The organism is Wolbachia endosymbiont of Rhagoletis cingulata (genome assembly GCF_048537655.1).
Classification (GTDB): domain Bacteria; phylum Pseudomonadota; class Alphaproteobacteria; order Rickettsiales; family Anaplasmataceae; genus Wolbachia; species Wolbachia pipientis.
The window spans coordinates 1174032-1188662 of the sequence record NZ_CP175927.1 but is presented as its reverse complement, the minus strand read 5'-3'; the positions used below and the strand labels follow the sequence as shown (position 1 = coordinate 1188662).

Genomic DNA, 14631 nt, shown 5'->3' with positions numbered 1-14631 from the left:
TATTGTTTTATTTCAATATGCATTATTCATTTTGCGCTAGTAATTCGTTCTTTTGTTAAAGTGTTGTAAAGCTTTTAAGAAGAGAAAGTGCTCCGGTTATAAGTTGTGGTCCTTTGACTATTACAACAAGAGTAAGCAACAACGCGCACAATGATACTAAAACTCCCAATATGGATAGAAACCCGTCTTTACTCATAATGCTAAGTGAAATAAGAGTTGTGCCAATTGCAGGAAGGAAGTGAGTAAAAGGTAATGGAAGAGCTATTATTATTGCACAAAGCAACATCATAAAAGCCAGAATCTTCTCACCAGGCCCATAGAAAATGAAAGACAGTCTTGGCTTCATGAATTTTTCTATTTTTTCTAATACAGGGGAAGTTTTCTCTACCACAAGAGCTAGTGTTGAACGCTGAAAAGATCTTCTTTCTAGCCAACTGGGCATCCAAGGAGAATCAAATCCAAATAGAAGCTGCAGTGAGAATAAGATTAAAGGTATAGAAAGAATAGTTGTATAACCAGGTGGAACCGGTATAGGCACCGATAGCGGCAAGGAGAAGATGATTATTAAAATACCAAAACCGCGCTCATGCAAAGCTGTTTTAATGTCAAACAAAGTTACTTTATTGCTATCATTGTTATTGGTATCTGCAACCTCTTTTAGAATATCAGAAGCTAGTTTTTTATCTTTAGTTAGTTTCTCACTTTTTTGCACAATTATCCTTTAATAAAATATTCCTCTTAAGCTAACATAGTTGTTGCTGTATTTCAATATTTGTTATTTATTTCATACCAACACTTCATCTCTTTCATTCTTTAACCTGACTAAGTTTTTAAACAGATGACATGCACTAAGGTGCATGTCACGAAGTATGAGGACGCTAACGATCTGGTTCATTAGACGATAATTTTTCTGAGTCCTTAAGCTCCTGTTTAAGGTTTTTGATGCCTTTTCCTAAATCACCCATAACTTGCGGTAATCTGCCTGCACCAAACAGAACTAAAATTATTATTAAGACTAGAAACAATTGCCATGGTCCTAAACTCATTTTCACCTCCATTTAAAATATTGACCTTTAAATATTAAAACTTGACTGAAGTCAAGTAACACATAGATTATATCACCTTTATTTAATTATAAATCAAGGTTTTTTAATTATTTTATAACAATCCCAAACTAGATTATTTTCTTGCAGCGAATAAGTGGAAACTTTTCGCTTAACTGTAGAGTAGAAGAGAGCTCACTAAAAAACTTTGCTAGCGTATCATCTTTAGGCTTATGGTATATATCGCTAGAAACTCCTGATTGAATAATTTTACCATTTTTCATTACGTAGATAAAATCTGCAACTTTCAATGCTTCTTGCGGGTCATGAGTTACTATTAGCACAGGGATATTTTTACTTCTAAAAAGGGACAATATATGTTGTCTTATTCGGCACTTGAGCAGTATATCTAAATTAGAAAATGGTTCATCTAACAACACAACATCAGGGTTTTGTGCCATCACTCTTGCTATTGCAACTAATTGTTGCTGTCCTCCAGATAAGGCGTTAGGGTACATATTTTCATATTTTTCTATATTGAGTAACTTCAAGATTTCCAATGCAATTAGGTGCTTTTCTCTCTTGGAAGAGCTGCGGATAGCAAAGGTTATATTTTCTACTACTGTTTTATGAGGAAATAATGCAGAATGCTGAAAAATCAATCCGATATTTCTATGCTCTATAGCGACTGATGCCTTATTACTTGCAACTAACCTATCATTTATAAAAATAGTTCCAGATTTTGGATTTTCTATCCCCGCAATTAATTTCAAAATTGTTGACTTGCCACAGCCAGAATGCCCCAATAAACATGCAACATTTCCTTTCTTTACTTTAATGTTTATATTGCTTAAAGCAAAGTCGTTTTGATTGTTATAGAAATAACCAATATTGTTAACTAGCATTAATCTTACTTAAACCATGTTATTAAATATAATAGCATTATACTCAAGAAGTACAGAAATGTTTTTTGTCGTCATAAATTGGTTATGCAAGAAATCTAGAAAAGAAAGGATTTTTTGCTATAACTTTACATGAATGGTAGGAAATACGGGACTATAGCTCAGCAGGATAGAGCGTTGGACTCCTAATCTGAAGGTCGTGCGTTCGAATCGCACTAGTCCCACCACATTGCTTCACAAATTTTATGGAGATTTTTTTTCACAAATACGCACACCTTTTTTTGCGGTTTTAAGATATAAATTCCCTAATAATAAAACGGGTTTTGTGTCATTCCAGTACTCCTCTCTTATAATTCACGTATTTAAGAATGACTTCTGCTAAACCTTTACTAATTCCAGGTACGTTTTGAATTTCAGCCAGAGAAGCTTTGCTTATATTTTTCACTGAACCAAAATAAGACATCAACGCTTTTTTTCTTTTGTTGCCAATGCCGGGTATTTTGCTTAATTGTGAAACTATAAACTGTTTATCGCGTTTTTTTCTATGTGAAGTTATCGCAAAACGGTGGGCTTCATTACGCAGCGATTGTAAGTAAAGCATGACTTTGCTGTCATTTGCCAGACTGAATTCTTCCCTGCCCAGCATATAAAATCTTTCATTTCCTGCGTTACGATCAGGACCTTTTGCCATACAAGCAAAAGGAACGTTTATATTCAATACTTCCAGTACATTCTGTACTATGGAAACATGTCCTGGTCCACCATCAATCAGTAAAAAATCAGGTATTATGCCTTTTATATTGCCGGAGAAACGTCTGGTTAGCACTTCCCTCATCATTTTATAGTCATCGCCTGAAAATTTTTCCTTTATAGTAAATTTTCTGTACTCACTCTTTAAAAAACCCTCCTGCCCTGCAACAATCATCACACCAATTTGCTGGCTTCCAGAAATATGGCTATTATCATAAACCTCGATACGCTTTGGAATGTTTGGTAACAAGAAGATTTTGCTAAGCTCCTCAAGCTTTTCTAGGTTATTTCTATAATCGATAAGCTTCTGCTCTAAGCTATGCTGAGAGTTATCATAAACAAATTTCAATAAATCACGCTCTTTTTTATTCTTTGCATGCAGAACTTTTACTGGCTTTTGAGCAACCTTATATAGTGCTTGTTCTATAATTTCCTTATCCACAATAGAATCTGGAACGTAAATTTGTATTGGAGGTATGTTAGCTGAATTATAAAAATTGACCAAAAAGGTGGATAAAATTTCATCATTTGAGTGATCACCACAGTTCTCGGCAAAGTAAGGAGTGCTGCCGTAGTTGTCTTTATTTCTAAACGATAACACACTAATACATGCTAGATCCTCTTCACGTACAATACTGAAGAAATCTGCATCTTTTTCAAAAGAAAAATCCGTGTGCTGTATTTGAATTTGCTCAAGAAACTTTACCCGATCTCTATATATAGCAGCAAGCTCATAGTTTTCTTCACTGCTGCACTTTCTCATTGTGAAAAGTAACTGTTCTTTCACTTCCTTATTTCTTCCAAGCAATGTATTTCGTGCCTGTTTTACTGATTGGCAGTAGTCGTCTTTTGTGATTTTGTTTATGCATGGTGCTGAGCAGCGCTTAATTTGATATTCAATACATGGTCTTTTTGTTGAGGAAAAGTATTGATCTGAACATACTCTTAGGAGAAAAGCTTTTTGCAATGACAATATAGTTTGCTTAACAGCAGCGGCAGATGTAAAGGGACCATAATAATGAAACTCATTTTTCTTAAATTTGCCTCTATATTTTGCTATTCTTGGATAATCGTGCTTGGAAATTGTTATATAAGGATAAAATTTTCCATCCTTGAGCACAATATTATAAAGTGGTTTCAATGATTTTATTAGCTGTGCTTCAAGAAGCAGTGCTTCGATTTCATTCTCAGTGATGAATATTTCAACCTTAATAACCTGTAAGAGCATAACTCTAATTCGTTCAGAAAGGTTTTCGAATTGAAGGTAGTCGGATAACCTTGACTTTAAGTTTTTTGCTTTTCCAACATATAAAACTTTATTCTTATCTCCAACCATCTTGTACACGCCACAGGATTGTGGAGATGATTTGATTTGTTCTTTATATTGCCTGAGCATTTATCCATTGTTTAACCTGTATGAGGTTAAAATCTGCTACTAAATGAAAGATGGAAACTACATTTTCAAGCAAAGATAATCTGTTTCTTCTCAGCTTATCAGAATCACAGTTAATCTTTATACTGTCCATAAACTGATTGATAAACGGAGCAAAACCAGCAAGTTCATCAAGTGCTACATTAAAGTGGTTATTTTTTATCGCTTGTTTTATGTTTTTACAAGCAGTTATAGCACAATTTGATAGCGCAATTTCTTCACTTTCAATCAAAAACCTCTTACCGTAAGATGCACTATAAGTAGTGCCATCACTTTTCCTTGCTTTGCTCATCATGTTACTGACTCTTTTGTAAGTGCTTAGAATTTGTTCACCTTCTGGAGTACTAAGATAACGATCCAATATAACAGTTCGCTTTTCTGCTGTCAGCAGATCATTAATATCGATTTTATATAGTATTGAATCTACAACATCTTGCCTTATATCTCTATTTTTTAAAATAACCTTGAATCTTTCTAAGCAAAATCTAAATACTAGTTCTGAAATTTGTTTTCTATTCGGCTTATTAACTGACGCTGTATTTTTATTAAATAGAAGCCTTGAATATAAAGATACTGACTTGTCTATCATTAGCCTAATTGGAACATGCAAATTATTTTCAAGTATTGTCCTAATTATACCAATTGTCATTCTCCGCAAACCAAATTGATCATACGAACCAGAGATTTTCTCACCTGCTGCAATTAAACCAACTAAGCTATCCACTTTGTCTGCAATTGACACAGCAATTGCAGAAGGAGATTTAGGACACTCCTGCTCTGGCCCGATTGGCTTATAATGCTCAGTTATAGCTTCCACTACTTCTTTATCTTCTTGAAAATAAGAAGCATAATATCCACCCATTACTCCTTGTAATTCTGGAAACTCTCTGACTATCGATGTTGCCAAATCAGCTTTTGCCAAATATGCAGCACGTTCAACTTTTATCAGCGAAGCATGTGGAATAAATATAGCTATATACTTTGACAGAGCCGTAATACGCTTCACCTTTTCCCCCACGCTGCCAAGTGAAGCATGAAATAATATCGAACCTAATTTTTTGACATAATAATCTAGATTTTCCTTTTTATCTTGAGATATTAAAAATTGGGCATCAGCAAGACGTGCTTCTAATATTCTTTCGTGCCCTTTAACAACTTCACCATTGTTGACGTTGACAACAGTGACAAAGTGTGAAATTCTCTTTCCATTACTTAAAGCAAGGTATTTTTGTTGTGTATTAACTATACTAAGTATTACTTCCTTCGGTAATCCAAATGACTTTTCTTGATTCACTTCACCAAACAGTACGATTGGCCACTCTATAAGCCCTGTCAATTCATTTAGTAAATAATCATTTTTCTCAAGTTGTAAATTCTGCTCTTTTGTGAATTTATTAATCTGATCTAGTATAAATTGCTTTCTTTTGTCCATTTGGAGAATTACACTGTTTTTTTCTAGCAATTCAAAATAGTCTTTAGGTGCTTTAACAGTTAACGCTGTACCACTTGAGAGAAATCGATGGCCATATGTTGTGTTAGATGCTGTGATCCCTGCAAAAGACACAGGTATTATTTCGTCATTTAAAATGCATAAAATGTTTTTGATTGGCCTAACCCACCTTTCTTTTCCTTCGCCCCATCTCATGCTCTTCAACCAAGAAAAGTTTTTGAGCATTTCCTCCAGTTGATTTTTGAGGAATTCTCTGATGTTAAATGAGCAGCTTTCTCTTTTAATGAAGTAAAAATCCTCATTATTTACTTTTCGAACGAGCAAATCTTCTTCATTTTTCTGATATTTTCTTAAAAAACCTTCGATAGCACTTTTTGGTGCGTTAATGTTTGGTCCCTTAACTTCGTTATTGGAATCCTTTAGCTCCAAAGCATTTATGTTGTCGACAAATAGGGTAATGCGACGTGCCGTTATAAAAACCTCCATTGATGTAAATTTTACATTATTTTTGTTAAAAACATTGGCAATACAGCTTTTAACTTGAGTTGCAACTACATTCTGCATTCTCGGTGGTATTTCTTCTGAAAGGCACTCAAATAATAACTGCAACGACATACGCTATTTACTCATGTACAATTCACAACATTTTTTTGTTAGCTCTCTAACTTTACCAATATAAGCTGTACGTTCATTCACACCAAGCACACCTCTTGCATCAAGCAGATTAAGTAGGTGACTAGTTTTAATACATTGGTCATAGGCTGCCATTGGTAGCTCCTTTTCAATAAGGAACTTACACAATTTTTCCGTATCTTCGAATTGCTGCTGTACCACTTTAGTATCATAATAATCTAACGCTAGATAAGAAAATTCATATTCTCTTTGTTTAAAAATATCTCCGTAAGTTACACCGTTATCGTTCCAAATTATATCGTAAACATTATCTACACCTTGTATGCACATTGCTAAACGTTCCAACCCATATGCCACCTCACCAGGAATCATCTTGCAGTCAATCCCTCCAACTTGCTGTATATAAGTAAGCTGTGTTACTTCCATTCCATTGCATGTAACTTCCCATCCAAGTCCTGATGCACCAACGCTCGGATTTTCCCAATCATCTTCAACAAACTTAATATCATATTTTTCTGTAGATATGCCAAGAACTTTTAAGCTATCTAAATAGACGTCTTGTAAATTATTACCAGATGGCTTTATTATAACTTGATATTGGTGATGTTGATACAAACGATTAGGATTATCACTATAGCGTCCATCTGCTGGCCTAATTACTGGTTGTAGATATGCAATTTTTGCCGGTTTTGTATCAATTGCAGACATAATTGTTGCAGGATGTAATGTGCCAGCACCAACTTCAGATGTGTATGGGTGAAGTATAACACATCCTTCACTAGCCCAAAAATCTTGTAACTCTTTTATTATACTTTGTAAGTTCACACAAATTGTACACTTTTTATACTAAATATATAAATAAATAAGTACTATTCAATACCTATTTTTTTAACAGTATCATGTAAATAATCACCTAAAACTGCTGAACTTTCCCTCACATACTGAATTATGCTTTTATTTAGGACAATTGCATCATGCATAGTTAAATCGCAGAATATAAATGCTGTTAAATACAGTAAAATCACCGCATAAAATGTGTGAAAAATCCCCTCAAATGTAATTGACATTGCATTATTATAGCTGAGCTGTATTGAACTTATTGGCCATGGTTTTATCACTTCTACGACATTAAAAAATACGTAAGGTATCATAAGAAAAAAGAAAAAGTGCATAAAATCATTAAACCAAAATGGGCATTGAAACATCTGCTTACATATATTCCCATAGAGTTTACTTACAGCATAATAAATCGACATCATTGCCGGCATTGAAAGTGCTACAGTCAGTACTTGCCCTGACGCTATTTGTATTACTATTTCTTCACCACTGTTTGCTGAAGGGTCTTGAGCATGAAAAATAAATATTCCAATTAATTGCATTACTAACATAACTATTGCCAATTTTGTAAAAACAGCAGCTACAACTATTCCTGAGTCTGGCATTTTATATAGTAAGTATTCGCCTCCATATGTAAGAATTAATATAACATCGACAATAAATAATATTAAAAAAGAAGACCAATAGTTCTGCCAACTTGGTAAATATCCTATTCCTAAAAGAGAGCTTACTGTTTTAGCAGGAAAAACCTTGCCTAGCATCTTTCCCAAAAATTTAAAAAAAATCCCCATGTTCTAAGTAACACTTGGTTTATATTATTTATAATACTGTATTGTAACGGACTTATCAACAACTTAAAACATGTATTGGAAAACTTTAAGTAATATGCAGCAACAGTAGAAGAACGTGCGCCAAAAATTTAATAATTTTATAGGGCTTATGCACTTAAATTTTTTGCAATATCAAGTGCAGCGTAAGTGAATATTGCACTTGCACCCGCACGTTTGAAACCAATCAAAGATTCATAAATCACCTTGTCATAATCTAGCCAGCCATTATTTGCAGCAGCTTTTATCATTGCGTACTCACCGCTTACTTGGTAAGCAAAAATCGGAAAATTAAACTTATCACTTGCTGTTTTGATAATATCTAAATATGGCATACCTGGTTTAATCATAATAAAATCTGCACCTTCATTTATATCCATTTCAATTTCGCACATTGCTTCGTGCGCATTTTTATAATCCATTTGATAACCACTTTTGTCTATAGAATGTGATAGCCCACATGAACCAACGACTTGCCTGAATGGAGCATAGAAGCTAGAGCAGTATTTCACTGCATAAGATAATATTAATACGTCTTGAAAGTTGTTATCATCTAATGATTTTCTGATTCTTCCTACTCTACCATCCATCATATCAGAAGGAGCAACTATATCACATCCTGCCTTCGCTAAAGCAAGTGCTTGCTTACACAGTACTGATATAGTTTCATCGTTTTCTACATCCATCTGATTATCTTTTAAAATGCCGTCATGGCCATGAATAGTGTATGGATCCAGTGCAACGTCTGCAATAATACCAATTTCAGGTACCTTTAATTTTACAGCACAAATTGCTCTGCAGATTAAGTTGTCAGAATTATATGCTTCTTCAGCGTTTTCAGATTTTAGTTTACTATCAACTACAGGAAAAATTGCAACAGCATTAATTCCTAAATCTTTAGCTTCCTTAACTATAGACACTAATCCATCTATTGAATAACATTTTACGCCTGGTAAGCCAGAAATTGGTTCAGTTGTTTCTTCTCTGTCATGAACAAACAGAGGAAGAACCAGATCATTTACTGATAAACTATTTTCACTTGTTAAATTGCGAACCCATTTGCTCGAGCGCCTGCGTCTTAATCTTGTATTTGGAAAATTAAACATTGGATCCAGGCAAGTTCCCAGTAAAGAGCAACACCCCTGAAATGAGTATCACCCAAAGCACCGATATTGGTAGAAATACTTTCCAACCAAGGCGCATTAGCTGATCATATCGATAACGAGGTATTGTTGCTCTAATCCAAATAAATATAAACAAAAGTATAACTATTTTCAAAATGAACCAAATTAAACCTGGAATTTTGTAAAGTAAACTGAACTCCAGCGGCGGATACCATCCTCCTAGAAAGAATATCGTCATCATAGCACTTGCTAGAATCATATTTGCATATTCTCCAAGAAAAAAGAGGGCAAAAGGCATGGATGAATATTCAACGTTATATCCAGAGACAAGCTCTGCTTCAGCTTCTGGTAAATCAAATGGGTGACGATTAGTTTCTGCAAGCAAAGAAATAAAAAATATTATTCCTATAGGCATTAGTAGCAAATCAACCCAAAATGGCATATTGTGTTTCGCTACCACCATCTCTCCAAGATTTAATGTTCCAGTGGTAATAACGACTGCAGCAACTATTAAGCCTATTGAAACTTCATATGAAATCATCTGAGCAGCCGACCGTATAGCGCCAAGGAATGCATAATTGGAGTTGCTTGACCAGCCTGCAATAATCACGCCGTATACTCCCAGCGACGATATAGCTAGCACGTAAAGCACTCCAACATTAATATTTGCTATAACCTTAGGAATAACTACTTGCTGGCCATTTTCTACAATTACTTCAGCACCAAACGGTATAACTGCCCAGGCAATTAATGCCAAGATAAAGGTAAGCATTGGAGCCATAATGAACAGTATGGTGCTCGCTCTAAATGGTATTATCGGCTCTTTAATCAGTAGCTTAATAGCATCTGCAAATGGCTGCAATAGCCCAAAAGGTCCAACTACACTCGGGCCGTGCCTTAGTTGAATTGCAGCAAGGACCTTACGCTCAAAGTATGTCAAATATGCAACTGAAAGTAGTAGCGGTACTAAAATAAATAAAATATTAACTAGTGTGTTCATAAAAAGCTTTAGTACAATCTGCCATTATTTTTGAAGCGCGACTTATTGAATCCGTCATATAAAAATTACACTCCTTTAAAGTAAAAGGTGTATCACTTAAATTTATTTTACCATTGCTAATTGGCACCCATGTGTTTTTTATCACTTGATCAGCATTTCTAAACTGTGGACCGATAGTATCTAATTTTTTTCTCACGTCAAATAAACTATCATATGGTAAGGAGAGATCCAAATATTGCGAGAGATTTTTAATAATTAACCAGTCCTCCTTTGCTTCACCTGGAGGAAATACAGCTAAATTTGTTCTTTGCACTCGACCTTCAGTGTTTACATAAGTTGCATATTTTTCTGTATATGCAGCACCAGGCAAGATAACATCTGCCACATGTGCACCCTTATCACCGTGATGACCTTGATAAATTACAAATGTGTTTTCTAACTTTGATGTGTCAATTTCATCTGCACCAAGAAGATAAACAACTTCTATTTCACCACTTTCTGCATGTTCCAATATTTGATTAATATCCCTTTCGCCTTTTTTAGGAACAAACCCAATATCTAGCCCACCAACTCTTGCTGCAGCTTTATGCAGCACATTAAAGCCATTCCAGTCATCTCTGACCATGTTAAATTCTTCTGCAATTTTGCCAGCTAGAATTAGAATTGATTCAGAATCGTCTCTTACTAATGCATCTTGACCGATAATCAGCATAGGGCTCTGAGCAGCACTCAGCAGCTTACAGAACTTATGATTTCCATTTGCTATTTCACTCAAAATATCAGGATTATCGCCCAATTTCTCAACATGATACAAATATTCAATGTTAGGACCAACACTTGCAACAGGAAAGTTGCCCTGTAAATATCTCTTTCTCAATCTTACGTTAATGATAGGTGCTTCTATCCTTGGGTTTGTATTTATAAGCAGACACAAATCCGCATTCTCTATACCTTCAATAGTGGTATTGAACACATACGATCCACGATTATTTGGTATAAGTTTTGCACCATCCTGCCTGCAATCTATATTTCCCGAGCCGAGCTTCTGCATCATTTCTTTAAGTAGAAGCATAGACTCACAATCTGCTAAATCACCTGCAATTGCAGCTATTTTATTTGATTTTGTATTCTTTAATTTCTTTGCAGCAACAGTTAATGCCTCATTCCAATCAACTGGGGCTAATTTACCATCTTTTTTTATATAAGGTCGATCAAGACGCTGAACTTTTAGTCCATCATAGGCAAAGCGGGTTTTATCTGATATCCATTCTTCATTTACCTCTTCGCTCAGCCTTGGTAATATCCTCATAACCTCCGGGCCACGATAATCAACTCTAATTGCGCTACCCACAGCATCTAGCACATCTATAGTCTCACAATGTGATAGCTCCCATGGACGCGCTGTAAAGGAGTAAGGCTTTGAAGTTAAAGCTCCTACCGGGCAGAGATCTATGATATTTCCGGATAATTCAGAACTAATATGCCTTTTTATGTAAGTGCTAATCTCTACATTTTCTCCCCTTCCGATTCCTCCAAGTTCATTTGTACCTGCAACATCAGACAAAAATCTAACACACCGAGTGCAATGAATGCATCGATTCATCGCGGTCTCAATCAGTGGTCCGAAGTGTTTTTTTGGCACAGCCCTCTTATGCTCATCAAGTCTGCTGGTTCCTTTCCCATAAGCCATCGTGATATCTTGCAAATCGCATTCACCACCCTGATCGCAAATTGGGCAATCAAGCGGATGGTTAATTAGCAAAAACTCAAGCACACCTTCACGTGCTTTTTTAACCTTAGGGGTATCAGTGTGAATAACCATCCCTTCTGCAACTGGCATTGCACAAGAGGCTACTGGTTTTGGAGGTCCACCCTCCACTTCAACCAAACACATTCTGCAATTACCAGCAATTGCTAAACGCTCATGATAACAAAAACGTGGAATTTCAACGCCCACGACTTCACAAGCTTGAATTATAGTGAGCCCATGCTCTACTTCACATTCCTCAGAATTAATAGTAACTTTAACCACAACTATTATACAGCTTCCCACTTTATAGGATTGCCGCTTACCTCATCTTCAACCAGATTGCCGTTGTCATATTGAGCAGACATATAATTCATGCGCGAATCACGATCTATATATCTAACAGGTTTTACCGGTTTATCTTTATACATTTTTTGCTCAGCTTTCTTACGCTGAGTAGGGTTATTTTTACTAGCTGTCTTTGCTTTCCCACCTGCTGCCATATAAACTCCTAAAAACTTTTCATTCTATTTTAACACTTAAGTATATAGCGTCAATATTTAATAACTTTAAAATTTCAATAGATCTCTTATTATAATCATTTTACAATCATTGTTTAAATAAAAAGTTACCCCTTGATGCCATTCCAGCGCATGACGCACAGCTGTACGAACATTGCAATTTGCAGGCAATTTGCGTGGCAGATTCAAGTAGCTGACACTGGTTTCCATCCAAGACAGCAGTAGCCCTTTCGGTGTTATTTCAGTGCTTGACACTGAAATCCAGGATTTTGATTGGATACTGAGTTGGTAAGCATAAAAGTGTAGCTAACGCGAGCTCTACGTCATACCGCGATTTATTCGCGGTATCTCAAAGCATAGATCCCGCTGCGGGATGACGATTGTCGTTTAGCTATAAACATTAAGAAATTTACCAAACGAAAAAAAAGGCAAAAGAAGCCCTGGGGTTATTATCCGCTTTAAAATATTGGCGTTTTTTATGTTTTAAACGCTTGACAAGCAAGATTAAGCTGCTTTTAATTGCAACTAACTTACGCTGCAAATGTTTAAGAAATTTACTAAGCAGAAAAAAAGACAAAGAATCCCCGAGTTAGCTAGTCTTTTACTATCTCTGTCGAGTATTGGCATTTTTTGATGTCTTGTAACGCTTTATAAGCGCGTTCAGCTTATTTAGATAAAAATCTAGATGTAGATGAAGTTTTGTAAAGACATACAGTATCTATATACTGCAAAAAATTGAACATAAGACGCCGATACATTAAGTAACCCTTACCTTTTAATCTGCAGATTGGCGAAAGCAAATACAATAGCTTCAATTTTATGATAAGGGGGCTGGCGGAGTTTGTCAAGGAAGTTTTTTCGTTTCTAACGATTGTTAACATGCTGCAAAAAACTATGCAAGAGGTCTACCACTTTATTAGGTATTTGTGCAGTTATTGGTGTTATCAAGATACTCCCTAATCTTCTTCAAGTCCTCCCAGGCTAAACGTTTTTGTGCCGGTTGGCGAAGTAGGTAAGCTGGATGAAATATAGCGGCTGTGGTGATTGAATTGGACAAATATTGGTTAGTGTACGTATGAAATCTACCACGCAAATTCGATATAGTTTTTGTGCTGTCAAGAAGGCTATAACATGCGATTCCCCCGACCAAAATTAAAATTTGTGGTGAAACTAGTGCAACGTGTTTTTCGACAAATGGTCTGCACATATCAAGCTCTAGGTCGGTTGGCTTTCTATTGCCAGGTGGACGCCAAAATACAGTATTGCTTATGTATACCTTAGTGCGATCAAGATTGATTGCATTTAACATTTTATCGAGCAACATTCCACTTGCACCACAAAATGGTATGCCTTGAAGGTCTTCATTTGCTCCTGGAGCTTCACCAACGAGCATAACTTTTGCGTTTGGATTACCATCGGAAAAGACAGTATTAGTTGCAGTTTTTTTTATCTCACAACCTTCAAATGATTCAACTGCACTTCTTAGTTCATCCACACTATTACATTTGCTTGCAAGTTTCCTTGCTTCGATTATCCAGTCACTTGGAAACATGTCTTTTCCATCTTTAGTGTCACCCCAGCGCGTATCTGCATCTTTCTTCTTGGTCCCAGTTTGGATAACAGAGGGTTGTACACTCTCTTTGCTCTCCAATTTTTTTTCCTCTTCACCCTCTGTTAGTGTGCAATCAACGCCCACTTCATGGTAAAATTTTAATAATTCTAGGTCTTTATTGCTCATAATGCTTTTTAACCTTTTGTGCTTTTTTCATGGCCATATCATACTTTAATTTAGATAAATGTCTAATATATAATATGCCGTTTAAGTGATCTAATTCATGCTGAATACACCTTGCAAGCCAACCACTAGCTTTTAGTGTTTGTTCTTCATTATCTAAGTCTTTATATTTCACAGTTAGATACTTTGGACGCTTAATTTCATGACTTTGCTCTGGAATTGAAAGGCATCCTTCCTTGAGAATTACTTGTTCATCGGATAATTCTGTAATCTCAGGATTAATCATGTAAAATTTGCCAGTTGAGCCATATCCTGCTGGCTCATTTTCAATCGTTTCTAGCTGAATATCCATAACAAAAATTCTCTTTAACACTCCAACTTGCACTGCAGCAAGGCCAAGACCTTCTGCATCATACATAGTTTCGAACATGTCGTTTACTAATTCTTTAATTTTATCGTTTATATCTGTTACTTCACTGGCACGTGTGATTAGTCTTTCATCAGGGGCAATTACAATTGGTAATATGGACATAAAAATTATAATTCTATGTTTTGCTTTTCCTTTTGTCCAGAATTTAGTGTATATTAAAATGTTGCTATATCTATAATAGAAATATAAATTATTAAAGG

Annotated in this window: 13 protein-coding genes and 1 tRNA gene; 1 reads left to right on the top strand and 13 read right to left on the bottom strand. The window is 35.5% G+C overall.

The window, feature by feature from the left end:
* Positions 1 to 55: 55 nt before the first annotated feature.
* The 3 genes from ACJZL3_RS05370 to ACJZL3_RS05360 all read right to left on the bottom strand — a co-directional run bounded on the left by ACJZL3_RS05370 (position 56) and on the right by ACJZL3_RS05360 (position 1948).
* The gene (locus ACJZL3_RS05370; RefSeq protein ID WP_010962397.1) at positions 56 to 712 is read right to left on the bottom strand and encodes an exopolysaccharide biosynthesis protein; all 657 of its coding nucleotides are present in this window, start codon (positions 710 to 712) and stop codon (positions 56 to 58) included.
* Between the two features lie 166 nt (positions 713 to 878).
* Entirely contained in the window at positions 879 to 1046 is a 168-nt protein-coding gene (tatA, locus tag ACJZL3_RS05365; RefSeq protein WP_006013840.1) for a twin-arginine translocase TatA, read from the bottom strand.
* A gap of 128 nt (positions 1047 to 1174) precedes the next feature.
* Entirely contained in the window at positions 1175 to 1948 is a 774-nt protein-coding gene (locus ACJZL3_RS05360; protein ID WP_182318996.1) for an ABC transporter ATP-binding protein, read from the bottom strand.
* Positions 1949 to 2095: 147 nt separating this feature from the next.
* On the opposite strand from ACJZL3_RS05360, the gene ACJZL3_RS05355 reads away from it, so the two are divergent.
* A tRNA-Arg gene (locus ACJZL3_RS05355) sits at positions 2096 to 2172 on the top strand.
* 101 nt (positions 2173 to 2273) lie between these two features.
* Here ACJZL3_RS05355 and uvrC read toward each other — a convergent pair.
* The 10 genes from uvrC to def form a co-directional block, all read right to left on the bottom strand.
* Positions 2274 to 4091: an excinuclease ABC subunit UvrC gene (gene uvrC, locus ACJZL3_RS05350; protein WP_010082305.1), complete on the bottom strand. Its 1818-nt coding sequence runs from the start codon at positions 4089 to 4091 to the stop codon at positions 2274 to 2276.
* Positions 4075 to 6192, bottom strand: coding sequence for a glycine--tRNA ligase subunit beta (glyS, locus tag ACJZL3_RS05345; protein ID WP_419198707.1), 2118 nt, complete (start codon positions 6190 to 6192; stop codon positions 4075 to 4077). The genes uvrC and glyS overlap by 17 nt, the downstream gene beginning before the upstream one ends.
* A 3-nt stretch (positions 6193 to 6195) precedes the next feature.
* Positions 6196 to 7035, bottom strand: a complete 840-nt coding sequence (locus ACJZL3_RS05340) for a glycine--tRNA ligase subunit alpha (RefSeq protein WP_010082308.1) — start codon at positions 7033 to 7035, stop codon at positions 6196 to 6198.
* Positions 7036 to 7079: 44 nt separating this feature from the next.
* Positions 7080 to 7838 (bottom strand): phosphatidylglycerophosphatase, encoded by a 759-nt coding sequence (locus tag ACJZL3_RS05335; protein ID WP_138265045.1) that lies wholly within the window; start codon positions 7836 to 7838, stop codon positions 7080 to 7082.
* Positions 7839 to 7984: 146 nt separating this feature from the next.
* On the bottom strand, positions 7985 to 8980 hold the full coding sequence (hemB, locus tag ACJZL3_RS05330; protein ID WP_010962401.1) for a porphobilinogen synthase: 996 nt from the start codon (positions 8978 to 8980) through the stop codon (positions 7985 to 7987).
* Positions 8973 to 9998 (bottom strand): NADH-quinone oxidoreductase subunit NuoH, encoded by a 1026-nt coding sequence (nuoH, locus tag ACJZL3_RS05325; RefSeq protein ID WP_038199678.1) that lies wholly within the window; start codon positions 9996 to 9998, stop codon positions 8973 to 8975. The genes hemB and nuoH overlap by 8 nt, the downstream gene beginning before the upstream one ends.
* On the bottom strand, positions 9982 to 12030 hold the full coding sequence (nuoG, locus tag ACJZL3_RS05320; protein ID WP_419198706.1) for an NADH-quinone oxidoreductase subunit NuoG: 2049 nt from the start codon (positions 12028 to 12030) through the stop codon (positions 9982 to 9984). The genes nuoH and nuoG overlap by 17 nt, the downstream gene beginning before the upstream one ends.
* Positions 12031 to 12035: 5 nt before the next feature.
* Positions 12036 to 12248 (bottom strand): hypothetical protein, encoded by a 213-nt coding sequence (locus ACJZL3_RS05315; RefSeq protein ID WP_006279675.1) that lies wholly within the window; start codon positions 12246 to 12248, stop codon positions 12036 to 12038.
* 934 nt (positions 12249 to 13182) lie between these two features.
* The gene (locus ACJZL3_RS05310; RefSeq protein WP_010082207.1) at positions 13183 to 14004 is read right to left on the bottom strand and encodes a uracil-DNA glycosylase; all 822 of its coding nucleotides are present in this window, start codon (positions 14002 to 14004) and stop codon (positions 13183 to 13185) included.
* Positions 13994 to 14533 (bottom strand): peptide deformylase, encoded by a 540-nt coding sequence (def, locus tag ACJZL3_RS05305; RefSeq protein WP_010962405.1) that lies wholly within the window; start codon positions 14531 to 14533, stop codon positions 13994 to 13996. The genes ACJZL3_RS05310 and def overlap by 11 nt, the downstream gene beginning before the upstream one ends.
* Between the last annotated feature and the right edge of the window lie 98 nt (positions 14534 to 14631).